22 protein-coding genes and 3 pseudogenes are annotated in these 22,784 nt (G+C 68.2%); 13 read left to right on the top strand and 12 right to left on the bottom strand.

Annotated elements, in window-relative coordinates:
* Positions 1-783, bottom strand: a complete 783-nt coding sequence (locus FOC67_RS06760) for a helix-turn-helix transcriptional regulator (RefSeq protein WP_003086711.1) — start codon at positions 781-783, stop codon at positions 1-3.
* Between the two features lie 191 nt (positions 784-974).
* On the opposite strand from FOC67_RS06760, the gene FOC67_RS06755 reads away from it, so the two are divergent.
* The gene (locus FOC67_RS06755) at positions 975-1,478 is read left to right on the top strand and encodes a thioredoxin family protein (protein WP_003086710.1); all 504 of its coding nucleotides are present in this window, start codon (positions 975-977) and stop codon (positions 1,476-1,478) included.
* A 21-nt stretch (positions 1,479-1,499) separates the two neighbouring features.
* Here FOC67_RS06755 and FOC67_RS06750 read toward each other — a convergent pair whose 3' ends face one another.
* From FOC67_RS06750 to FOC67_RS06735, 4 genes are read right to left on the bottom strand one after another with little or no spacing between them, the layout of a single operon-like run.
* Complete coding sequence (locus FOC67_RS06750) at positions 1,500-1,775, bottom strand: DUF2790 domain-containing protein (RefSeq protein ID WP_009315508.1); 276 nt, start codon at positions 1,773-1,775, stop codon at positions 1,500-1,502.
* Entirely contained in the window at positions 1,772-3,811 is a 2,040-nt protein-coding gene (locus tag FOC67_RS06745; protein ID WP_174707712.1) for an FUSC family protein, read from the bottom strand. The genes FOC67_RS06750 and FOC67_RS06745 overlap by 4 nt, the downstream gene beginning before the upstream one ends.
* Complete coding sequence (locus tag FOC67_RS06740) at positions 3,811-4,719, bottom strand: HlyD family secretion protein (RefSeq protein ID WP_003112442.1); 909 nt, start codon at positions 4,717-4,719, stop codon at positions 3,811-3,813. The genes FOC67_RS06745 and FOC67_RS06740 overlap by 1 nt, the downstream gene beginning before the upstream one ends.
* 12 nt (positions 4,720-4,731) lie before the next feature.
* Positions 4,732-4,929: a DUF1656 domain-containing protein gene (locus FOC67_RS06735; protein WP_003082517.1), complete on the bottom strand. Its 198-nt coding sequence runs from the start codon at positions 4,927-4,929 to the stop codon at positions 4,732-4,734.
* A 133-nt stretch (positions 4,930-5,062) separates the two neighbouring features.
* Between FOC67_RS06735 and FOC67_RS06730 the strand changes: the two genes are divergently transcribed.
* Both FOC67_RS06730 and FOC67_RS06725 read left to right on the top strand, forming a co-directional pair.
* A complete protein-coding gene (locus FOC67_RS06730) occupies positions 5,063-5,869 on the top strand; it encodes a helix-turn-helix domain-containing protein (protein ID WP_003082516.1) in 807 nt (268 codons plus the stop codon).
* Between the two features lie 109 nt (positions 5,870-5,978).
* Positions 5,979-6,329: a hypothetical protein gene (locus FOC67_RS06725; RefSeq protein ID WP_003086702.1), complete on the top strand. Its 351-nt coding sequence runs from the start codon at positions 5,979-5,981 to the stop codon at positions 6,327-6,329.
* 76 nt (positions 6,330-6,405) lie between these two features.
* Here the strand turns inward: FOC67_RS06725 and FOC67_RS06720 are convergent, their stop codons facing one another.
* Entirely contained in the window at positions 6,406-7,254 is an 849-nt protein-coding gene (locus FOC67_RS06720) for an aminoglycoside phosphotransferase family protein (protein ID WP_079858797.1), read from the bottom strand.
* Positions 7,255-7,292: 38 nt separating this feature from the next.
* Entirely contained in the window at positions 7,293-7,901 is a 609-nt protein-coding gene (locus FOC67_RS06715) for a TetR/AcrR family transcriptional regulator (RefSeq protein WP_003123120.1), read from the bottom strand.
* Between the two features lie 105 nt (positions 7,902-8,006).
* On the opposite strand from FOC67_RS06715, the gene FOC67_RS06710 reads away from it, so the two are divergent.
* Positions 8,007-8,612, top strand: coding sequence for an NAD(P)H-dependent oxidoreductase (locus FOC67_RS06710; RefSeq protein ID WP_009315505.1), 606 nt, complete (start codon positions 8,007-8,009; stop codon positions 8,610-8,612).
* Positions 8,613-8,628: 16 nt separating this feature from the next.
* On the opposite strand, the gene FOC67_RS06705 is transcribed toward FOC67_RS06710, so the two are convergent.
* The 4 genes and pseudogenes from FOC67_RS06705 to FOC67_RS06690 all read right to left on the bottom strand — a co-directional run bounded on the left by FOC67_RS06705 (position 8,629) and on the right by FOC67_RS06690 (position 12,810).
* Complete coding sequence (locus tag FOC67_RS06705) at positions 8,629-9,750, bottom strand: agmatine/peptidylarginine deiminase (RefSeq protein WP_009315504.1); 1,122 nt, start codon at positions 9,748-9,750, stop codon at positions 8,629-8,631.
* A complete protein-coding gene (locus FOC67_RS06700) occupies positions 9,747-10,859 on the bottom strand; it encodes an extracellular solute-binding protein (protein ID WP_031686060.1) in 1,113 nt (370 codons plus the stop codon). Before FOC67_RS06700 ends, FOC67_RS06705 begins: the two co-directional genes overlap by 4 nt.
* A pseudogene (gene aguB, locus FOC67_RS06695) lies at positions 10,856-11,766 on the bottom strand (N-carbamoylputrescine amidase). Before aguB ends, FOC67_RS06700 begins: the two are co-directional and overlap by 4 nt.
* Before the next feature lie 3 nt (positions 11,767-11,769).
* Positions 11,770-12,810: an agmatine deiminase family protein gene (locus FOC67_RS06690; RefSeq protein ID WP_009315500.1), complete on the bottom strand. Its 1,041-nt coding sequence runs from the start codon at positions 12,808-12,810 to the stop codon at positions 11,770-11,772.
* Positions 12,811-12,941: 131 nt separating this feature from the next.
* Here FOC67_RS06690 and FOC67_RS06685 point away from each other — a divergent pair, with 131 nt between their 5' ends.
* On the top strand, positions 12,942-13,829 hold the full coding sequence (locus FOC67_RS06685; protein ID WP_003133659.1) for a LysR substrate-binding domain-containing protein: 888 nt from the start codon (positions 12,942-12,944) through the stop codon (positions 13,827-13,829).
* A gap of 3 nt (positions 13,830-13,832) precedes the next feature.
* Here the strand turns inward: FOC67_RS06685 and FOC67_RS29700 are convergent.
* Positions 13,833-13,981 (bottom strand): annotated as a pseudogene (locus FOC67_RS29700) (hypothetical protein); the annotation flags it as partial.
* Between FOC67_RS29700 and FOC67_RS06680 the strand changes: the two are divergent.
* The 8 genes and pseudogenes from FOC67_RS06680 to FOC67_RS06645 all read left to right on the top strand — a co-directional run.
* Positions 13,964-14,149: pseudogene (locus FOC67_RS06680) on the top strand (LysR family transcriptional regulator); the annotation flags it as partial. The pseudogenes FOC67_RS29700 and FOC67_RS06680 sit on opposite strands and share 18 nt — an antisense overlap.
* An 86-nt stretch (positions 14,150-14,235) precedes the next feature.
* Positions 14,236-15,393: a murein transglycosylase A gene (locus FOC67_RS06675; protein WP_003082509.1), complete on the top strand. Its 1,158-nt coding sequence runs from the start codon at positions 14,236-14,238 to the stop codon at positions 15,391-15,393.
* Between the two features lie 718 nt (positions 15,394-16,111).
* Complete coding sequence (locus tag FOC67_RS06670; RefSeq protein WP_171941933.1) at positions 16,112-17,932, top strand: non-ribosomal peptide synthetase; 1,821 nt, start codon at positions 16,112-16,114, stop codon at positions 17,930-17,932.
* Positions 17,929-19,191, top strand: a complete 1,263-nt coding sequence (locus FOC67_RS06665; RefSeq protein ID WP_009315498.1) for a hypothetical protein — start codon at positions 17,929-17,931, stop codon at positions 19,189-19,191. Before FOC67_RS06670 ends, FOC67_RS06665 begins: the two co-directional genes overlap by 4 nt.
* Positions 19,185-19,799, top strand: coding sequence for an alpha/beta fold hydrolase (locus tag FOC67_RS06660; protein ID WP_003109228.1), 615 nt, complete (start codon positions 19,185-19,187; stop codon positions 19,797-19,799). Before FOC67_RS06665 ends, FOC67_RS06660 begins: the two co-directional genes overlap by 7 nt.
* On the top strand, positions 19,796-20,674 hold the full coding sequence (locus tag FOC67_RS06655) for a phytanoyl-CoA dioxygenase family protein (RefSeq protein ID WP_003116358.1): 879 nt from the start codon (positions 19,796-19,798) through the stop codon (positions 20,672-20,674). Before FOC67_RS06660 ends, FOC67_RS06655 begins: the two co-directional genes overlap by 4 nt.
* Positions 20,671-22,038 (top strand): 2-isopropylmalate synthase, encoded by a 1,368-nt coding sequence (locus FOC67_RS06650; protein ID WP_009315497.1) that lies wholly within the window; start codon positions 20,671-20,673, stop codon positions 22,036-22,038. Before FOC67_RS06655 ends, FOC67_RS06650 begins: the two co-directional genes overlap by 4 nt.
* The gene (locus tag FOC67_RS06645) at positions 22,035-22,781 is read left to right on the top strand and encodes a trans-aconitate 2-methyltransferase (protein WP_003112447.1); all 747 of its coding nucleotides are present in this window, start codon (positions 22,035-22,037) and stop codon (positions 22,779-22,781) included. Before FOC67_RS06650 ends, FOC67_RS06645 begins: the two co-directional genes overlap by 4 nt.
* Positions 22,782-22,784 lie beyond the last annotated feature (3 nt).

Raw genomic sequence — 22,784 nt, 5'->3', positions numbered from 1 at the left:
TCAGTCGCCCTCGGCCACCCCGTAGGCGGCGCCGCGGCCGAAATAGAGGCTCGGCGAAACGCCCAGGGTCCGGCGAAACATGGCGCTGAAGGCGCTCTGGCTGTCGTAGCCGAGGTCCAGTGCGACCTCGAGGATCGAATGCCCTGCCGCCAGCGCATCGAGGCTGGCGAGCAGGCGCATGCGCCGCAGCCACTGGACGAAGCTGAGACCGGTTTCGCGCTGGAAGGCGCGGGTCAGGGTCCGCGGGCTGACGCCCAGGCGACGCGCAGCATCGCCCAGGCTCCAGTCGGCGGCCGGCTCGGCGCGCAGGCTGCGGCACAGCGCCGCCAGTCGCGGATCGACCGGCTGTGGCACGTGCAGGGCGAGGATCGGCAGCACCCGCAGTTCATCGAGGATCAGCTCCATCACCCGCTCGTCGCGGCCACCCGGCGGGTAGTCCGGGGCGATCCGCATCGCCGCGACGATCAATTGCCGCAGCAACGGCGGCACGTCCACCACCCGGCAGTCCTGCGGTAGGTCGTGGCGCGCTTGCGGGGCGATGAACAAGGTGCGCATGCGCACCTGGCCGGCGAAACGCAGGGCATGCTCGATACCGGCCGGCAACCAGACACCGCGTCCCGGCGGCACCACCCAGGTGCCCTCGGCGGTGCCGACCGTGACCACCCCGCTGAGCGCATGGATCAATTGCGCGCGCGAATGCCGGTGCAGCTCGACGCGCTCGCCGTGGAGATAATCCTGGGCATAGGCGAAGACCGGACGGGTGGAAGGCAGGTCGATCAGCATCGGGCGGGCCTTGGCGGGCAGTGGTGGCGCTGTCTTTTTACCAGCCGCGCCATGCTAACGACCAGACCCGGCGGAGCACGCCGGCGCTCGCCGCGACGCGGCGAGCGCGCTACCCTGGCCGCCCCGGCGTGGCGCGACTGCCTGGCATATCCGCCGCGCCATCCCTCCCCAAGCACAGGAGCGAAACCAGCATGGCCTCTTACGCGGAACTGTTCGATATCGGAGAAGACTTCGCCGCCTTCGTCGGCCATGGCCTGGCCACGGAACAGGGCGCGGTCGCGCGGTTCCGGCAGAAGCTGGAAAGCAACGGGCTGCCGAGCGCGCTGACGGAACGCCTGCAACGCATCGAACGGCGCTATCGCCTGCTGGTCGCCGGGGAAATGTGGTGCCCGGACTGCCAGATCAACCTGGCCGCGCTGGACTTCGCGCAGCGCCTGCAACCGAATATCGAGCTGGCAATCATTTCCAAGGGCCGCGCCGAGGACGACCTGCGCCAGCGCCTGGCGCTGGAGCGAATCCCGATTCCGCTGGTACTGGTGCTGGACGAGGAGTTCAACCTGCTCGGACGCTTCGTCGAACGGCCGCAGGCGGTGCTCGACGGCGGTCCGCAGGCGCTTGCGGCGTACAAGGCGGGCGACTACCTGGAGCACGCCATCGGCGACGTCCTGGCGATCATCGAAGGCGCGGCGCGCTGAGACAGCGCCTGCGCCCGCTTCTCAGTGCCGCGAACAGCCCGCGCCAAGGCCTCGGTACTGCAAGCGATGTAGGCGTCCGGCGCTGTCGCGGTAGAGCATCACCAGCGGCACCACGCCACAGGTGGCCGGCACCGGCGTGACGGAAAGCACCCGCTCGATGTCCAGCGGCATGCCGTAGTCGTAGCGCTCGATCGGCGGCAACTCTTTCCCGTCGTCGTCCGCCGCCTGGACCTGGGACCAGCAGGACAGCAGCAAGGCCAGCAAGGCCAGCAAGGCCAGCAAGAACGAGGTTTTCATGAGGTCTTTTCTCCATGCTGCGCCCCGTCGGACGAGACGCTTTGCGAATAGGCCCGGAGCAACCAGGCGAGGTCGGTGAGGATCGCGGCCAGGCGCCATTCGCCGGCGGCCGCCAGGCGGGCGCCGGCACGGCGTGCGTGCCGCGCGGCGAGCGGCGGATCGCGATGGCGGACGGCGATGGCTCGCAGTGCGCGCTCGATCCACCGCGCCTCCGCGGCGGCCGGGTCGAGCCCGGCCAGGGCGCGCCACAGGCGCCGCGACTCGCGGCCGAGTTGCAGGGATACGAAGCCCAGGCGCAGGGCCAGCGCGCTGCGCGGATGTTCCATGCCATGCAACGCGCCCAGCTGGGCGATGCGATGCTGCTGGCGGGCCTGCCAGGCATGCGCGTCGAAACCGGCGCGACGACGCAGCAAGGCGAGGGTCTCGCGGCGCAGATGGTCGAGCAGCGACGCCGAATGCCGTTCCATGTCCTTCGGCAGCAGGCGGTAGACCAGCAGGCTGATGCAGAGCGCCAGCACCCAGGCGCAGGACTGGTTGGCGAAGTCGCCGAAATCGAAGCGGGCGAGATTGCCGGTGGCGACCAGGGTGTTGAAGGCGATCAGGTAGGCGATTCCCTGCAACGCCCGCCTGGGCACTGTGGTGGCCTGGATACCGAACGACCAGAAGAAGGCGAGGCACAGCAGCAGCAATGGAAAGCCGTTGATCAGCGGTAGCAGAAGGAATTTGCAGAGCAATGCGGCAGGTATCGCGCAGAGCGTGCCGCGAATGAAATTGCGCGTGCCCTCGGCGGGAAAGGGCGAGGCTGCCAGCAGCGTGCAGTAGGGGCCGAGCACCGCCAGCAGGGTCGGCCCCTGGTCCCACCCGCTGAGGAACCACAGGGCGCCGCCGACCAGCATCGCCAGCCAGGCTCGCGCGCCGTTGCGCAAGGCCTCGCGGTAAGGTCGATGGAAGGCCGCTGGGCGGACGTCGGCGCGGGCCCGGCCGTCGAGCCGGGCGAACCCCCGCAGGGCGGCCTGCAGGTCATCCAGTTGCTCGTCGAGACGCTCCATGAACAGCCCTTCGCGACAGGCATCCGCTTGGTCTGTCGGAAGTCCGCGCCGAATCGCCGCCAGGCGACCACGCAAGCTCGCGAGCCGTCGCGCGGCGCCGGCGAAGTCGAGCTCGCCGCGCTCCAGTTGGCCGCCCAGCAGGCACAGGTCGTCGGCCATCGGCAGCGCCAGTCCACGCTCCGCCAAGCGCCGGGCCCAATGCGTCTCGCCGGCGAAGCGGAACTCCATCAGCGTGGAAAACAGCGCCGCCAGGCCACCGCGGATCGCCGGGAGCGCAGCGCTCAGCGCCCGCGACTCGGCGCGACCGACGCCCAGCAGGTCGTCTACCGCGTAGACCTCGCCGGCCAGCGTCCGGCGACGGCGCTCCAGTTCCCCGTCAGCCGCACCGGCATGCCGCGCAGCGACCAGCGCCAGCGTCGCCGCGCAGAGCGAGACGAGACGCTGGCGCACCCGCCCGGACACGGTCCTGCGGCTGAAGAGCACGGTCACCAAGCTCAGGCAGCAGACCCCGACGATTACCGCCGAGGCGCGGGTGACGATGTGCTCGAAGGCCGCCTCGGGCTCGACCATGGCCGGTCCCAGCGCCAGGCACACGGTGTAGCCGGCGACCACCGCGGCAGTGGCGTAGAAGTGCCGGACCAGGCTCATGACGCCGACGCAGAGACCCAGCCAGAAACCCAGGGCGACGACGAACAGCAGCATCTTCTGGGCGAACAGCGCGGTCAGGACGAAGGCAGCGAGCGTGCCGACCAGGGTACCCACGGCGCGCCACCAGCCCTTGCCGACCACCGCTCCCTGCACCGGATTGATCAGCAACAGCACAGTGGACGCCGCGGAAAACGGCGAATCCAGTTGCAGGTAGAGCCCCAGGCCGAGCGCCAGAGCGGCAGCGCCGATGCTGCGCAGCACGTAGCCCAGGCTGTCGGTCCGCCAGGGCAACGGCAACGCCGCGTACCAATCGCGCCCGCCGGACGCCGACGCCGCCATCAAAGGTACTCCTGCAACCAGCGGGTCAGCCGCCAGTGCCGCGCGGTCCCCGCCTGCAGCACCTCGACACTGCCGGTCATGCCGGCGGCAAGCACCACGCCCGCCGGTACCCGGTCGAGTTCGATGCGCACCGGCACGCGCTGCGCCAGGCGTATCCAGCTGAAGTTCGGGCTGACCTGCGGCAGGCCGCTGTCGGCACGGCTTTCGTTGAGGTCGGCGACACCGCGACCGATGCTCGCGACATGGCCGTCGAGCAGCGGATCGAACCCCATCAGCTTGATCGTCGCCGGCGCGCCGACCTGTACATTGCGCAGCTTGGTTTCCTCGAAATAGCCGGTGACCCAGAAGCTTCGCCGATCGACGATGAAGATGTTGGTCCGGCCCGCCGCCGCGTAATCGCCGGGCTGCACGCGCAACTGCGTCACATAGCCGTCCACCGGCGAGCGCAACTCGCTGCGCCGCAGGTCCAGCCGCGCCTGGTCGAGCGCCGCCCCAGCGGCCTCGGCGCGGGCGCGGGCGATACGCAGGGCGCGACCGGCGTTGGCGACCTCCTCGCGCGAAACCGCGCCGGCCAACTGCATGCGTCGGCGCCATTGCTCGTCACGTTGGCGCAGGGTTTCCCGCGCCTGCTCCAGCTCCGCCTCGCGCTGGCGCACGGCCAGGCGATAGCTGCGCGGATCGATGCGGTACAGCGGATCGCCGCGGGCCACCCGCTGGTTATCTGCGACGAACACCGCCTCGACGCTGCCGGAAACTTCCGGCGCGATGCGAATCACCTGCGCGCTGACCCGCCCGTCGCGGGTCCAGGGCGCCAGCACGTAGGCTTGCCACAACTGCAACGCCAGGCACAGGGCGAGCAGGCCGCAGGCGAAGGTCGCAGCCACCTTGGAAAGACGAACGATGGACATGGGGACCTCGGCTCAGAACTTCAGCACCAGCACGGACAGCACGATGAACGACAGGAAGAAACGCAGCAGGCCGGGATGCCAGGCGCATTCCAGCCAGCGCCAGGCGAGGCGCTCCAGCAGCAGGTAGAGCGGCATCGCCAGGCACAGGTAGAGGAACAATGGCGGCACGTAGAGGCCGGAAACGGAGACTTCGCTCAGCATGCAGGGCACCAGGGTATCGAGGGCGCGGAGCGGTCGGCCGCTCCTGTCGGGTTGAGGAGCACAGGCTACGGGTCGTGGCGATTTGCAAATATCGACTACTCAGCCAGAAAATAATCGAATTCGGACAACCAAAGGACCTGCCGTGAGCCGTGAACCGCAGACCTACCTCGCCCAACGCTTCGATCCCGACGCGCTCGGCCAGCCGGCCCTGGCCCTGCAGCTGGAGGCCCGGCACAACGACACCGAAGTGCCGGTGCACCGGCATCGCAAGGGCCAGCTGGTGGTGGCCTGCCGCGGCGGCATCACCTGCACGGTGCCCGATGGCCTGTGGATGGTGCCGGCCGGGTTCGGTGTGTGGATTCCCGGCGGCATCGCCCATAGCAACCGGGTCACCGCCAACGGCAAGGTCTGCTTCCTCTTCGTCGAGCCGGGGGCGGCACGCCTGCCGAGCGACTGCTGCACCCTGGCCCTGTCGCCGCTGGTCCTCGAACTGATCCTGCACCTGAGCGCGCAACCGCAGGACTATCCGCACGACGGCCCGCTCGCACGTCTGGCCGGGGTGCTGCTGGAACTCCTGGAACAGGCGCCGACCGAACAGCTCTACCTGCCGCTGCCGGACAACCGCGGCCTGCGCCGCATCGCCGACGAACTGACCCGCGCCCCCGGCGACCGCGCCAGCATGGCCGAATGGGCCAGGCGAGTGGCGATGAGCGAGCGGTCCCTGGCGCGGATGGTGCGCCGGGAGACCGGCATGACCTTCGGCCAGTGGCGCCAGCAATTGCAGATCATCATCGCCCTGCAGCAACTGTCCGCCGGCGTTTCGGTGCAACGCACCGCCGAGATCCTCGGCTACGAGTCGGTCAGCTCGTTCATCGGCATGTTCCGCAAGGCGCTCGGCAGCCCCCCGGCCCGCTACGTGCGCGACAGCATGCGGCGGCCAGCCGACTGAACGGAGGTCGACGGAACGGCCTTGCAGTTCGTCAGCTGTTCTCCCCCGAGACTGGCACTCGAAGGCACTTCTGGGAATAATGCCGCCCTTTTTTCTCCAGGAGGATCAGATGGTTACGCACTTCTTGAGCGAATCCGGCCAGGCAGCCTGCGGGCGCGGCGACAGCAACGTGAACGGCTCGAGCGATGTCGGCCAGGTCAGTTGCAAGACCTGCCGGCGCACCAACGCCTTCGCCCAGGCCCAGGAAAACGCCGCTCCGGCCAGTGCCCCTGTCACCCCCACCGCCGCTGCGCCAGTGACCGACAAGGCCGCGCCGCGGCCGAAAGCCGAGGCCAGGCCCGCCGCCGCGCAGCGCCAGGACCGCGATGCCGCCCGCAAGGCCTGGCAGGCGCGTCTCAACGAATTGTCCGGGAAGAACCGCATGCCGCGCTCGCGGCGCCGCGCGCAAGCCTATCTCTGAGCGGTAGCGGTACTTCGCGGCGAATGTCCGCACGCGGTCATATCCGTCCTGCCCAGCACGACCGCGCGTCCCCTCATCAGGCCAGGCCCTGCGCCTCCGCCAGGGCCAGGCCGTCGAGAGCGCCGGCGAGCATGTCCGGCAGATGGCGCGGCTCGTCGGCCAGCTCGGCCAGCTCCGACAACCGATGCGCCGCCGTCAGCAAGGCGATCCGCCGACGCTCCAGGCGCCGACCGCTGAAGCGCTCGTAGGCGGCGACGATGCGCTCGGTGAGGTCGGCATCGATGAACGCGGAATAGATGAATTCCTGGTGCAGCGGACCGATGCCCGCGTCGGCGAAGTCGTACACACCGTTCAGCCGCCCGGCCTCGCTATCGAATGCCATGTTCCAGCCATGGCCGTCGAAGAAGCCGAAGATCGAACCCAGCGGATCGGCAGGCAGCTTGGCGTATTCCCGCACCAAGCGTTCCGCGCGTTCGCGCCAGGCCGCAGGCAGCAGCGGCAAGGCGCGCCTGCGCATCGCCGTGGGCGACTCCCAGGGACGCACCGGCAAGGCTCCAACCGCCCGCATGCGCGCCGGTGGCAGTCGATGCAGCTCGGCGTAGAAGCGCCCCAACGCATCGCCGACCGCCTGCCGTGCGGGTTCGTCCAGGCGCCGGTAGTCCTCGCCCAGGAGGTAACCGCCAGGCAGTTTCTCGTGGCGGGAAAACAGCGGCGGTCCCGCAAACACCTGCGGCGCCGGCACCGCCAGGCTCACCGCCGGACGCACCAGGCGTAGCACGGCGGCCTCGCGCAGCAGCGCCGCCTCGGCCTCCGCGCCGCGCGGAAACTTGAACACCCAGCGCCCTCCGACCTCCACCGCCGTGGAATGCCAGCCCGAGGCCAGGATGGCGAACGTGGCGTCCGCCAGTTCCGGACAGGCCGCCACTATCGCCCGGCGATATTCCTCCAGGGCACGCGGTTCCTTCACCGACGACTCCGCGCGACCATCGCCACGATCGCCTCGTACAGTTCCCGCCGCGCCTCTTCCGGGGCGATCTCTTCGGTGGCGGCCGCGTGCGACAGCGCTTCGGCGGCACCGATCATTGCGCGCAGAGCGGCGACGGTCAGCCGTCCGCCGCCGGCGAAGGGCTCCAGCACGGCGCGGCACTTGTCCATGAAGAGAACCTCGTAGTCGCGCTTGATCCGCTCCAGCTCCGGCGAGCTGGCGAGGGCCGCGACCACCCCGGGAATCTCCCGTCCTTGTTGCATCACGCAGTCGACATAGGCGCGGGCGATGACGTCAGCGCGCCCCTCCAGGGTCGCCTCGCTCGCTTCCAGGGCAGCCTCCATCAGCGCCGTCTGGCGCAGGTCGTAATCCTGGTAGAGCGCCGCCAGCAGGCCGGCGCGGGTGCCGAAGTGGTCATAGACCACCGGCTTGGTCACCCCGGCCTGCTCGGCCAGGCGACCGAGGGTCAGCGCCTCGGTGCCTTCTTCGCGGACCAGCCGCCAGGCCACCTCGAGCAACTGGCGCTGGCGCTCGTCGCGGGACAGGCGGCGGCGTGGCGACGGGTCGTCTGGGGAGTGCGTTGACATAGATAACCTACTAAAAGTAACTTACTAAAGGTAACCTACAAAAGGTAGGTTTTACCCAGACTATCGACTTGCCCCCCTTCCCGCAATTCCCGGAGGAATTCGCCCATGCATGCCCTGATCGTCGTAGCCCATCACCATCCTCGTTCTCTCACACATGCCCTCGCCGCCCACATCGCCGAAGGCGTAGTCCGCGCCGGCCATTCCGCGGAAACCGCCGATCTGGCTTCGGAAGGCTTCGAGCCGCGCTTCAGCCTGGCCGACCACGCCGTGCATCGCGGCCAGGCGTCGCCTCCCGCCGACGTCCTCGCCGAGCAGGCGCGCATCGATCGCGCCGATACCCTGGTGCTGGTCTACCCGATCTACTGGTGGTCGATGCCGGCCCTGCTCAAGGGCTGGATCGATCGCGTGTTCTCCAATGGCTGGGCCTTCGACTACAGCATCGGCGGCGACCTGCGGAAAAAGCTGCAGCGCCTGCGCGTGGTGCTGGTTGGTGTCGGCGGCGCCGATGCCGGCACCTTCGAGCGGCACGGCTACGCCGGGGCGATGCGCACCCAGATCGACCATGGCATCTTCGATTACTGCGGCGCACGGGTGGTCCGTTCCGAACTGTTGCTGGAGTCGGAGAGCGCCGATCCAGCCGCGCACCTGGAGCAGGCTCGGCGAATCGGCGCCGAGCTGTTCGCCAGCGCCCGGCGGCCGACGCCGGCCTGAGCCCGCCGCAGGCGACTCAGGCACGTGACATGTGCTTGGTCACGCAATGGATGCCGCCGCCTCCGGCGGCGATGGGATCGATGTTCAGCTGGACGATGTCCCGCCCCGGATACAGGCGGCCCAGCAATTCCCCGCAGTGGCGATCGGCGCTGGCGTCGCCGAACTGCGGGGCAATCACCGCACCGTTGATCGGCAGGTAGTTGATGTAGCCGGCGGCGAAGTCCGGGTTGTTTCGCGAGTAGTCGCGGCGCGGCTTCAGGGGCGGCGACAGGGTATGCACCTGCAGAGCGCGACCGTCGGCGTCGGTGGCTGTGCGCAGGATCTCCAGGTGTTCGCGGGTCACGGCGTAGTCGTAGGAGTCCGGGTCGTTGTCGAGATTGGCGATGACCACGCCCGGCCTGACGAAGCGCGCATAGAAGTCGACATGCGCATCGGTGATGTCCCTGCCGCGGATACCCGGCAGCCAGACGATCTTGCGCAGGCCGAGCAGGGCTTTCAATTCGGCCTCGACCTGGCCCTTGTCCATGCCGGGGTTGCGATTGTCGTTGAGCCAGCAACTTTCGGTGAGGATCGCCGTGCCACGCCCGTCCACTTCGATGCCGCCGCCCTCGCCGGTCAGTTGGCTGGCGATGTAGCGGACCTCCAGTCGCTCGCTTAGCACGCCGGCGACGCGGCTATCGTTGCCGGCCTGCTGCTTGCCGCCCCAGCCATTGAAGTTGAAATCCACCAGGCCCGCTTCGCCCTCCCCGTTCAGCACGAAGCAACCGCCGTAGTCGCGGACCCAGATATCGTCCAGCGGCAACGCCAGGTAGTCGATGTTGGCGCCGCCGCATGCGCGGCGCGCCGCGGCCTCCTGCGCGGGCCGGCAGAGCAGCGTGACCGGCTGGTAGCGGGCGATGGTCCTGGCCAGCAGGGCGACGCTGCGGTTCACGTCCTCGGCCAGGTCCTTCCAGATCGACGGGGACGCGGCATAGGCAAGGAACACCCGTTCCTGCGGCAGGTGCTCGTCGGGCATGTGCCAGTGATCGGCTGCCGCCGCCTGTCCACGCGGCGAGCCGAACTCCAGGCCGAGCGTGAGGGCGGCACCGAGGCCGGCGCTGGCGCCGAGTCGCTGGAGGAAATGTCTGCGGGTCATCATTTCGGGTCCTCGGGAACGGGATCGGAACGGGTGGTCTTGAAGGTAGTCCAGGCGCGCATCCGCGCCCGCATGTCGCGCTGCGGGATGTCCTGGCCGGGAAACAGCCGGGCGTAGGTCGCCGCGTCCGGATAGATGTCCGGGTTGTCGCGCATGTCGGCGGATACCAGGGCCCGCGCCCCGGCGCTGGAGGTCGGGTAGCCGGTAGCGCTGCTGATCGCGGCCATGTTCTGCGGGCGCATGATGAAGTTGATCAACGCATAGGCATATTCCGGGTGCTGCGCGTCGACCGGAATCGCCATGCTGTCCATCCACAGAGACGTGCCTTCGCGCGGCACCCGGTAGACGAAGCGCAGTGCCTTGCCGGCTTCGTCGGCGGCGCGCTGGGCCTGGATCGCATCGCCGCTGTAGCCCAGCGACAGGCAGATCTCCTCGTTCACCAGTTGCGCCACCGGCTGCGACTGGAACTTGCGAATGTAGGGCTTGATGCGCTGCAGCAAGGCCAGCGCGGCGGCCAGGTCCTGCGGCTTGCCGCTGCGCGGATCGCGCCCCAGGTAATGCAGGGCCAGCGCCAGCACTTCGTCCGGCGAGTCGATCAGGGAAATCCCGCAGTCGGCGAATCTCGCCGCCAATTCCGGCTTGAACAGCAGGTCGAGGCTGTCCAGCGGAGCGTCGGCCAGGCGCCGTTCGATCTGCTCGCGGTTGAAGGTCAGGCCGATGGTGCCCCAGGTGTAGGGCACGGCGGCGTCGCGCGAACGCGCGTAGCGGGCTTGCAGTTCGCGCAGGCCCGGCTCGATCTCGTCGAGATGCTCCAGGCGCCGGGGGTCGAGCTTCTGCAGGGCGCCGGCGCGCATCAGCCGCTCGGCCACGGTATCGCCGGGAAAGATAAGGTCGTAGCCGCTGTTCCCCGACATCAACTTGGCCTCGAGGGTCTCGCTGCTGTCCATCACGTCATAGACCACGCGGATGCCGGTTTCCCGGGTGAACGCGGCGAGGGTATCGGGCGCGAAGTAGTCGGCCCAGTTATACAGACGCAGCACTTTCTCTTCCGCCTGGGCCACGCCCAGGCTAAGGAGCAGCGCGGCGAGCAGCGGTCGCGCGGAACGTTTCATGGGGACACCTCCCAGGCGTGTCGGCTGGCCGGGTCACGCCCGTCCAGGCTCATCAGCGGGCCATACAGCTCTGGCCGCCGGTCACGATAGACACCCCAGGCCAGGCGTTCTTCGCCTATCGCCTCGAGGTCGAGGCCACAGACCAGCACCGCCTCCTCGTCGCGGCCGGCCGCGGCGAGCAAGGCACCCTTGTGGTCGGCGATGAAGGACGAACCGTAGAACCGCATGGCCAGCGCCGGGTCGCCGCAAGCGACCTCGCGGCCGATCCGGTTGGCAGCCACCAGCGGTACCAGGTTGGCGGCGGCCTGGCCGCGCTGGGCGATCTGCCAGTGATCGCGGGAATCCAGCTGCGCGGCGCCAGGCTCGGAGCCGATGGCGGTAGGAAACAGCAGCACCTCGGCGCCCAGCAGCGCCAGGCAGCGCGCGGTCTCGGGAAACCACTGGTCCCAGCAGATGCCGACGCCGATACGGCCGACCGCGGTGTCCCAGACGCGAAAGCCGCTATCCCCCGGACTGAAATATTCCTTTTCCTGGTAGCCGATGGCGTTGGGGACGTGGGCTTGCGGTAGACGCCGAGCAACCGGCCATCGGCGTCGGCCACCGCCAGCGAGTTGAAGCGCGCGTTGCCGGCGCGCTCGTACCAGCTGAGCGGCAGGACTACGCCAAGCTCCCGCGCCAGGCTGGAAAAGCGCGCCAGCACCCGGCTGCCACGGAAGGTTTCGGCGAGGCGCAGATGGCGATGGTCCTGCTCGATGCAGAAGTACGGGGTGGCGAACAGCTCCTGCAACAGGACCAGTTGCGCGCCCCGGGCAGCCGCTTCGCGGACCAGGCGCTCGGCGCGGTCGAGATTGTCGTCGAGATTCCAGCTACAGGCGAACTGGGTAGTGGCCAGGGTCAGGTGGCGCATCGCTCACCTCCGCGCCGGCCAGGCCGGCTGCTGCTGGGTGATGCAATGCACGCCGCCGCCGCCGTGGGCCAGGTGGTCGATGCGCACCGGCACCACCTCGCGAGCGGGGAAGGCCCGGGCCAGGGTCGCGGCGGCCGCGTCGTCGGCGGCGACACCGTAGGCCGGCATGATGATCGCGCCATTGGCGATATAGAAATTGGTGTAGGAGGCACAGAACACCCCCTCCTCCGGAGCCACTTCTCCGGCATCGAACAGTTCGATCAGCTCGAAACGCCGACCGCGGGCGTCGAGCGCCAGCTCCAGGGCGCGACGGTTCTCTCGCACCACCTCGGCGTAGGCGGAGGTGGTGTCGCTGGTGGCGTCCAGCAACAACGCGCCGGGCCGGGCGAAGGCACAGACGCCGTCGACATGGCCATCGGTCATGTCGCCTGTGACCCGGTCGGGATCGCCGGGCAGCCAGATGGTCCTGGTCACGCCGAGCAGGCGGGCGAACAATGCCTCGATCTCGGCCTTGCTCAGGCCAGGGTTGCGATTGGCATTGAGCAGCACGGACTCGGTGGTGATCAGCGTGCCCTCGCCGTCCACGTGGATGGCCCCGCCCTCGTTGGCCAGCGGCACACCGAAACACTCCAGGCCGAGGCCATCGAGAATCCGCCGCGCCAGGCTGGCGTCCTGCGCGTAGGCGGACTTTCCACCCCAGGCGTTGAAACGCCAGCTGACACCGGCCAACCCGAGTTGCGGATGGCAGACGAAACTCGGTCCGGAATCGCGGCACCAACTGTCATCGATGGCCAGCTCGATGAGTTCGACATTGCCCGCGCACAGCTCCCCGGCCCTGTCCAGCGCGGCGGGGTCGACCACCAGTTTCACCGGTTCGAAACGCGCGATGGCGTTGGCCACTGCGGCGAAGTCCTGTTGTACGTCCGCCAGGCTCACGCCCCATTCGGACTCCCAGAGCATCCGATTGTGCGGAAAAGCCATCCAGGTGGCGGCATGGGGAGTCCATTCGGCGGGCATGCGCCAGCCTGTGTCGAGCGTATTCATGGGTCGGCTTCCAGTAAGTATTTTTTATCTGGCGGAATAGGCGTGGATTGCCTGAAGAGATGCTATGGCTAGGCATCAGGCTCAACAAACGATAAATTCTGCGCAAACCTAATTAGCCTGGCTTATCAGCAATGCTCAAACACTGGCCCCCACTGAATGCCCTTCGTGGCTTCGAAGCCGCCGCCCGCCTCGGCAGCTTCCACAAGGCCGCCGAGGAGCTGCACCTCACCCAGTCGGCGATCAGCCAGCAGATCCGCAGCCTGGAAGGCTATCTCGAGCAACCGCTGTTCTTTCGCAACGGACGCAAGGTGAGCCTGACCGACGCTGGCTTCGATCTGCTCAGCACCACCCAGTCCCTGCTCCAGCAACTGGCCGCGGGGGTCCGTCGCCTCGACCAGTACCGCAAGCCCAACCAACTGGTGGTCAATACCACCCCGGCCTTCGCCCGCCACTGGCTGGTGCCGCACCTGGGCGATTTCCATCGCCGTCACCCACAGGTGGACCTCTGGCTATTGACCACCGACGAGGTACCCGAGATGGCCAGCCAGACCATCGACGTAGCCATCCGCGACGACCTTTGCGCCCAGGCCGAATGCAGCTTTCGCTCGCTCCTCGAAGACCGCCTCTACCCCGCCTGCCATCCCGACCTGCTGGCGCTGCCGGCGGAACGGCGCGGCACCCTGCACGGCGAGCGCGAAATGGACTGGAGCCACTGGCAGGTACAGGGCGGCGCGGACGTTGGCCAACGCAGTGCCGGCCTGAACTTCTCCGACCCCGGACTGCTGCTGGAGGCCGCCACCCAGGGCCTCGGCATCGCGCTGGTCAGCCAGTTGCTGGCCGCACCCGCGCGAGCCGCCGGACAGTTGGTCGCGCTCTGCGAACAGAATGTCCGCGGGCCCGAATGGGCCTGGCTGGTGCACCGCGACAGCGAACGCAACAGCCTGACCCGGGCATTCTGCCAATGGCTGGAAGAAACCATTGGCGGAGCATCGCGCACAGCCCCCGGACGGCGCGGATAACGCTCACTCCAGGTGCATGGCGAAACCGACCCGCTGCGGGGTGAGTTCGTCGCGCAGGTCAGCGCCGGGATCAGGTGGTCGCCGCCGTTCTGCCGGCGGAACGGGATCGGCGCGCAGCGCTGCAGGTCATCGAGGCGCCGGCCGCGCCGTTCGATCCGACGCAGTCGCGGCATACCTGGCGCGTCGCCGCCACCGACTACGCCGAGTCGGCGATCCTCCTGCCGATCCTCGCCAGTCTTCGCCGCCAGGCGCCGGGCAGTCGCCTGGCGGTGCTGGACCTGGCGCCGGCGCGAATCGTCAGGCAGGCGGAACGCGGCGATACGCTTCGGTCGTCGCCGCGGTTTGACGCACCGTCGCGCTTTGCCCAAGCTAGCGGGCTTCGATCCACCATCAGGAAGTCCTTGGCGTGAAGTTTCCGTTCCATCCCTGGCGCCGCCTGCTGCTCTGCGCGCTCCCTTTCGCCGCCCTGCTGACCGCATGCGACGACGGCAAGAAAGAGCCCCCGCCCAAACCCGCCGAAGTCACCACCTACAACAGCGTGCCCTGGGACGCCCTGCCGGCCACCAGCGACGCCGACCTGCTCGCCGGCTTCAATGCCTGGCGCTCGGCCTGCGCGCGGCTGGCCAAGGACCCGGTATGGGGCGAGCCCTGTGCGAGCGCCACGACGGTCGCCGCCGATCCGACGGCGGTGCGCGCGTTCCTCCAGGAGCGGATGCAGGTCTATAGCCTGCGTTCCTCCAGCAACGGCGACCAGGGCCTGATCACCGGCTACTACGAACCGGTCTACCACGGCAGCCTGAGCCAGGGCGAAAAAACCCCGGTGCCGGTCTACGGCGTACCGGACGACCTGGTGGTCGTCGCGCTGGAAAGCGTCTACCCGGAACTCAAGGGCAAGCGCCTGCGCGGACGCCTGGAAGGCCGGGTGCTGAAACCCTACGACGACGCCGCGACGATCCGCGACAACGGCTCCAGCGCGCCGGTGCTCGCCTGGCTGGGCGACCCGATGGACCTGCAGTTCCTGCAGATCCAGGGTTCCGGGCGCATCCAGCTGGAAGACGGCCGGCAACTGCGCATCGGCTACGGCGACCAGAATGGCCACCCGTACAAGCCGGTCGGCCGCTGGCTGGTCGAGCAGGGCCTGGTGCCGAAGGAAGAGATCAGCATGAAGCGCATCCGCGACTGGGCCGAGGCCAATCCGCAGCGGGTCTCCGAACTGCTGGCGAGCAATCCCAGCTTCGTGTTCTTCAGCCTGCGCCCGGACAGCGACGAAGGTCCGCGCGGCTCGCTGAACGTACCGCTGACCGACGGCTACAGCGTAGCCATCGACCGCAAGGTGATTCCGCTGGGCAGCCTGATGTGGCTGTCCACCACCCGCCCTGACGACGGCAGCGCGGTGGTCCGTCCGGTGGCGGCCCAGGATACCGGCGGGGCCATCGTCGGCGAGGTCCGCGCCGATCTGTTCTGGGGCACCGGCGACGCCGCCGGCGAACTCGCCGGACACATGAAGCAGCCGGGCCGGCTCTGGCTGCTATGGCCCAAGGGTGCGCCGCTGCCCGCCTCCTGAAAACCTCCGGCCGGTGCCTACGCACCCGGCCGGGACGGCTGGCCAACGCAACGCCAGCGAGCGCCCGACACCGCCGACCAGCATCGACGGCGCCGGGCGCGCTTGCGGCAGCAACCATTCAAACGATGAATGACGCCGCAGAATCTTCTGTGATGATCGCCGCGCCAGCCGGACCTCCGCGCCTCGCCGCAGCGGCCAGGCCCCCCGACACCACTTGTCCGTGCTACCCCCGGCAGGCGTAGCCGCGGCAGCCTGCCTCGGCAAAAAGCCATCAGCCGGCGCGCTTCGACACCCCTCATACCGCCCTTTCGCCAACTACCAATTCTCATAGTTGTGAGGGGAAATTTGTATCTTATTTTAAATACCCACGAAACATATAAAAACACACACAGCGAAACACTTCGGAAACCCAACGCAAGGTGGAAGTGCAATGCGTGACCGTGAATCCATTCTCATCGCTTTTCTCTCTTTCCTGACGATAAGTCTGCATGGCAGCAGTTGACTGCCCTTGAGTCGACGGCACTCCGTATTTCCATAACGTTTTTCCGGGCAAGGCGCCTCGACGCTTGCCGCTCGCGTGAGCGAGCCGGTGGGCGGCGGACGACTGGCAGTTCCCGGGAAGACTCGGCCGCCGTCCTCACGAAAAACCAAAAACCCTTCATTTAGCCGAAGAAGCCGGCAGATGGACTCATTTTTTCGAAAAAAGGCGATCGCCAGAATGTCCCAGAACTCCCTGCTCGACCTGTACGCGCACCCAACGGTGGTGGCCCGCTTCAGCGAAATGGCAGCGCTTCATCCCCATCGCGAAGCCATCAGGGACCGTTTCGGAAGTGTCGACTATCGGCAACTCCTGCATAGCGCCGAACAACTTTCAGACTATCTTCTCGAGCATTATCCGCAGCCGGGAGTTTGTCTTGGAGTGTACGGCGAATATTCTCGGGAAAGCATTGTCTGCCTGCTCGCCATACTATTATCCGGCCATCACTACTTATATATAGACCTGAAACAACCGGCGGCCTGGAATGCAGAGTTGTGCCGGCAGGTCGACTGCCGCCTGATCCTCGACTGCTCGACCACGCCGACGCCCGCCAACGGTCTTCCCTGCGTCCCGGTCAGGCACCTGCCTGCCGCTCCAGCCTCGGTCGCCCGGCCATGCTTCGCGGCGGACCAGATCGCCTACATCAACTTCTCCTCGGGCACCACCGGCCGCCCGAAAGCCATCGCCTGCATCCACGCCGGCATTACCCGTCTGTGCCTGGGCCAGTCGTTCCTCGCGTTCGCTCCGCAGATGCGCTTCCTGGTGAACTCGCCGCTGTCCTTCGATGCGGCGACCCTGGAGATCTGGGGCGCGCTGCTCAACGGCGGCTGCTGCGTGCTGAACGACCTCGGCCCCCTCGACCCGGGCGTGCTGCGCCGGCTGATCGACGAGCGCGGAGCCGACAGCGCCTGGCTCACCGCCTCGCTGTTCAACACCCTGGTGGACCTCGACCCGGACTGCCTCGGCGGCCTTCGCCAGTTGCTCACCGGCGGCGACATCCTCTCGGTGCCGCACGTGCGCCGGGCGCTGCTGCGGCATCCGCGACTGCACCTGGTGAATGGCTACGGACCGACGGAGAACACCACCTTCACCTGCTGCCATGTCGTCACCAACGACGACCTCGAGGAAGACGACATCCCCATCGGCAAGGCCATCGCCGGCACCGCGGTGCTCCTACTCGACGAGCACGGACAGGAGATCGCCGAGCCCGACCGGGCCGGGGAGATCGTCGCCTTCGGCGCCGGCCTGGCGCAGGGTTATCGGAACGATGCGACGCGCACCCGCGCCAGCTTCGTCGAGTTGCCCTATCGCGGCCGCCTGCTGCGTGCCTACCGTACCGGCGACCGCGCTCGCTACGACGAGCAGGGTCGGCTGCGCTTCATCGGCCGCGGCGATGGCCAGGTCAAGCTGAACGGCTATCGCCTCGACCTCCCCGCCCTGGAACAGCGCTTCCGCCGCCAGCCGGGCATCCTCGACTGCGCCCTGCTGGTCCGCGAGCGCAACGGCGTCAAGCAACTGCTCTGCGCCTGGACGGGAAAAGCCGACGCCAGCCCACAGGCCCTGCTCCGCCAACTGCCCACCTGGCAGCGCCCGCATGCCTGCGTCCGGGTCGAGGCCTTGCCCTTGACGGCGCACGGCAAGCTGGACCGCGCCGCCCTGCTGCGCCGCCTGGAAGAACCGCTGGAGCGCTGCGCCAGCGCGCTCGATCCCGACCAACGCGGCTGCGCGCAGCTGTGGAGCGAATTGCTGGGTTGCGAGGTCGGCGCCGCCGACCAGGATTTCTTCCTCTGCGGCGGCAACTCGTTGCTCGCCCTGCAACTGGTCGCCCTCTGTCAATCGGCGGGTGCGGGAGCAAACCTGGGACTCGCCGACTTGCAGGCAAACTCGCGCCTCGACCAGTTCAGCCGTCTCCTGCGCAGCCACGGCCTGGCGCCGGAGCGTCTGCTGGAACGGGCGGCGACGCCGGAGCAGCCGCTGGTGCTGTCGAGGAGCGCGGCATGAACGTCGGTCTCTCCGCGGAGGTGCGCTACCACTGGTTCCGCGAGCACCTGGTGGTGGTCGGCGATTGGCACCGCCTGTCCCCCTCCGAGCGCGACCGCCTGCGGCACCAACCGATGCCGGATGAGGCCGCGCAGTCCTTGCGCGTCGACCTGTCGCCCTGGTCCTGCGGGATGGTCTTCAGCGAGCTGCTCGGCGCCGACCTGACCCGCTTCGGCCTCTGCTACCTGGCTCCGGCCGAGGTGCCGGCATCCGACCTGACGCGCCTGGGTCGGCGCCTGCGCGAAGAGTTCCCGTTGCTCGACAGCCAGGTGGACAGCGGCGCGGAAGGTTTCGAACTGGTCGTCCACGGGCGGCCCGAGGAGAGCCCGGCGCTGGAAGTCGGCCCCTTCGCCGACGAAGACGCGCTCATCGCAGCGCTGCTGCAACGCCCGCATTCCCTGTTCGAGCGCGGCCTGCTGCGGTTGTTCCACGGGCGCTGCGGAGGACGTGCGCGCTGGGGCGTCTGGCTGCATCACCTGGTCGCCGACGCCGACTTCGCCAGCGTGCTGCTGGCCCGCCTGGCCGTGCTCAACGCCGACCCCACGACCGAAGCGGCGGCCCCCGAGTTCGGCTTCCTCCAGCAGCAATGGCGCCTGGAGCGCCAGCTGCGCGAGCGCAGGACCAGGCTGGAAGACTACTGGAGCGAGCGCGGCGAGGCGTTCCGTGAACTGGCGAGCCTGCCATGGGCGGAGCGCGCCAGCCATTGCGAGGATTTCCGCTTGGCCGCCACGCCAGGAGACGGCGAAGCCGCCCTGCTGACCCGGCTCGCCTGCGCCCTGGCTCTCGCCCTGGCCAGCCAGGGCGCCACCGGCAAGGTCCTGGCGCTGACCCCGGTCAGCCTGCGCAGTCGCCGAGGCACGGCGGTTTCCGGTTGCTGGCTGAACCTGGTGCCGCTGCTGCTGGACGCCGCGACCGCCGAGGACACCTTCGAACGACACAGGCTCGAGGCCTTCGAGCACAGCCTGCTGCCGGCAGAGGCCATCGCCGAACGGGCCGGGCTGCGCTATGCCGACGCCCAGGTGATGATCAATGTCATCGACCAGCCATTCCGCAGCGCCGGGTTCATCCACCGGCCGACACTGAAGAGCCGCCTGCCGCTGACCCTGACCCTGGTCCGGCGCGACGACGGCGGCTGGGACGCCAGCCTGGCCAGCCGCTTCGGCCGCGAACGGACCCTGTCGCTGGCGGCGGCCATGGCCGAGGCGCTACGCCCATGCTGATCCTGCTGCCTGACTTCATCGGCCACCCGAGCTGCTTCCGCGGGCTGCTGGCACGCCTCGGCGCAACGGACTGCCGGCTGGTCGACTACCACCGGCTGGATGCCTACGCCAGCATCGAAGCCCTCGCCAGCCAGGTACTCGACGGCCTGGCGGAAGAACCGGACTGGCTGATCGGCTATTCCTTCGGCGGCCTGGTCGGCTACGAGATGGCCCGCCAGTTGCCGGCCAGCCGCCTGCTGATGATCGACAGCCACCTGCCCTGGCCGGCCCTGCGGCGAATGCCGCCAAGCGAGCAATACCAGCGCTGGCTGAGCGCCGAGATGCGCGAGTGGATCGCCCTGATGAGCGAGCTTGGCGAACTGCGCGAAGAGGTCCTGCTGCGCAATGTCGAGCTGTTCGGCCGCTGGCAGCCCCGCCATCGCCTCGCCCGCGCCAGCTGGGTGCGCTGCCGGGACGACGCCGGCCGCGACCCGGCCGCCGAACGCTGGTGCGACCTGATCGAGCGGCTCGACACCTTCCCCTGCGAGCGTCCGCACCACCTGGCCCTGCAGGACCCGGCGGTGATCGATTTCATCGTCCACACCGTCAGCAAGGAGTCCGTCCAATGAAACACTATCGGCAGGTGGTATCCCCGCAATTGCGCCAACAGGCGCTGGACTGGATCCTCGCCGCGGCGCAGCGGCCGGACCCGGCGCTGGAACCGGAATTCGACATCGCCGACGACGAGCGCCGCGAGGCGAAGAAGGTGCGCAACCTGCACCGCCACGACCCGCTCTTCTGGGACGACTGGTTCGCCCGCTCCGGGCTCGACGCGCTGGTCCGCGACCATCTGCGCAAGCCGCGCCTGCTGCGCCACGCGGCGTTCATCAAGCGCCACGCCGACGAGTCCTACATCCCGCTGCACCAGGACATCGCGCTGTGGGAGAAGCGCTACGAAAGCGCGCAGACCTTCTGGGTCGCCCTGACCCCGTCGCGGAACGACAACGGTGGGATGTTCTATTACCCCGACGACCGCACGATCTTCCCTCACGAATTCGACCTCGCCTACCCGATGTTCAAGTGCATCGACCTCCAGGCCAACGGCATTTCCCGCGAGCAACTGGTGGATGCCGAGCTGGACGCCGGCGACGTCCTGGTCTGGCCCGCCCGCACCGCACATGGCAGCCACAACAACCGCAGCGGCCAGCTGCGCATCGGCATGCCGATCGTCTTCGTCGACGACGACGAATTCCACCAACTGAATCGAGAGGACAGCATGAAAACCTGGATCGCTTCCAACCTGAAAAGCGTGTTCCCGGACGAGGCAATCACCGAGGACAACCTCGACCACTATCTTCCGCAGCTGTGCGACTACTCGCTGAAGATGGTCACCTTCCTCGCCCGTTTCTCCCGCCAGTTCGGCCATGCGCCGAAGATCCACGACTTCATCAGGGAGCCGCGGCTGGCGACGCTGTCGGCCTCGGACGCGGGAGCGAGACGATGATCCGGGTCATCGACTGCACCCTGCGCGAGGGGTGCCAGGCCCGCCAGTGCAGCTTCGACAGCGCGCGGTCGGTCCAGCTGGCGAGGGAAATCGCGGCGCTGGGGGTGGATATGATCGAGTGCGGCCACCCGCGGATTTCCGCGGACGAACGCGAGCGGGTACGCGCCGTGGTGGCGGCGGTTTCCACGCCGGTGCTGGCCCACGCCCGGGCGCGCCGGGAGGATATCGACGCGGTGCTGGAAACCGGTGCCCAGTGGGTCGGGCTGTTCGCCTCGATCAACGCGATCTCGCTGGAAACCAAGTTCAAGGGCATGAACCGCGAGGAGGTGCTCGAACTGTTCCACGACGCGATCCGCTACGCCCGCGAACGCGGCCTGCGGGTCCGGGCCACGGTGGAAGACGCCGCGCGCACCTCGGTCAGCGACCTGGTCAGCATGATCGCCACCGCGCGCGACGCCGGCGCCGATCGCATCTGCTTCGCCGACAGCGTGGGCATCCTGCTGCCGGACGAGACCTTCGACGTGCTCTCTCTGCTGCGCCACGAGTTCCCCGACGTGGTCTTCGAGTACCACGTGCACAACGACCGCGGCCTGGCCCTGGGCAACACCCTGGCGGCGATCCAGGCCGGGGTCCAGTGGCACTCGGCGAGCTGCAACGGGATCGGCGAACGCGCCGGGATCACCGATACCTTCCAGTTGCTGACCCTGCTGCACACCAAGTTCGCCGCCGACCGCTTCAACCTGAAGAACGTCCTCGCGGTCTCCGAACTGGTCGAGGCGCACAGCCGGATCAAGCGTTCGCCGATGCACCCGGTGGTCGGCGAGAACGCCTTCGTCCATGTCGCCCGCCTGCACCAGCTGGCCATGCAGGAAAACCAGGACGCCTACAGCGCCTTCGATCCGGAACTGATCAACGGCCGCGTCTCGCTGCAACGCTACACGCCGATGCACCGCCAATCCCTGTTCCTCACGCCTTTCGAGAAATCCGCCAGCGAACTGAAGTACCACCGCCACGGCCCCGGCAAGCGCTTCGTCATGCTCGACCGGCGCCTGCTCGACGGCTCGCCGTTCTACTTCATCGCCCGCCAGTTCCACGACGTCGGCGACGGCGGGCCGGGCCACGTCGACAGCCACGTGCACAACTGCGACTCGGTGTTCCTGTTCCTCGGCAGCGACGAGGACTACCGCGGCCTGGAGGTGGAAGTCCTGCTAGGCGGCCAACTGCGCCGTTTGCAGAGCCCGGCCAGCGTGTTCATCCCCGCCGGCGTCGAGCACAGCTACCGCTACCTCGGCGGCAGCGGCACCTACATCAATTTCGTCCACAAGGGCGATTACCACGAGAGCCTACTGGAGATTACCCAATGAAGCAGTTCGACAAGCACGCAGACGCCTACAACGTGGTCCGCGGCAAGATCGCCTATCCGGATTCGCTCTACCGCAACCTCGCCGAACGCGCCCCGGCACGCGAAGCGGCGCTGGACATCGGCTGCGGTAACGGCGTCTCGACCGTCCGCCTGCAACCCTGGTTCCGCTACGTGGAAGGCAGCGACCTGGGCGAGGCGCTGATCGCCAAGGCCCGCGAGAACTACCCGGAGATCCGCTTCAGCGTGTCGCCGGCGGAAACCTTCGCGCCGCAACGCCGCTTCGACCTGGTCACCAGCGCCACCTCCTTCTACTGGATGGACCGCAAGCAGGTGCTGACGCGCATGGCCGACTGGCTGACCCCCGGCGGGCTGTTCTGCGCCTACAAGTACGACTTCCCGATCGCCTACGGGCCGCTGCGCGACTTCATCGAGCACGAACTGGTGAACAAGTGGGCCAAACACCGCGACCCGCGCCTGACCCGCTATGACGACACCCTGGAGATCATGGGCAGTTGCCCGCACCTGCGCGACTGCCGCCGCGAAGTGTTCGCCAACATCATCTTCCTCAGCCCGGAGGAGGTCGCGCTGTTCTTCCTCTCCACCAGCTACGTGACCCGCTACATCGAGCAGGAAGGCGGCGAAGACTACGCCGACCGCTTCATCGCCGCGGTGCGCGAGATCGAGAGCGCGCCGCAGGTGGCGGTGAACTTCGACATCCACGCCTTCACCGCGCTGAATCGCTGAGGA

Source organism: Pseudomonas sp. FDAARGOS_761, assembly GCF_013343155.1.
Taxonomy (GTDB): domain Bacteria; phylum Pseudomonadota; class Gammaproteobacteria; order Pseudomonadales; family Pseudomonadaceae; genus Pseudomonas; species Pseudomonas aeruginosa.
This window is presented reverse-complemented; position numbering and strand designations above follow the sequence as displayed.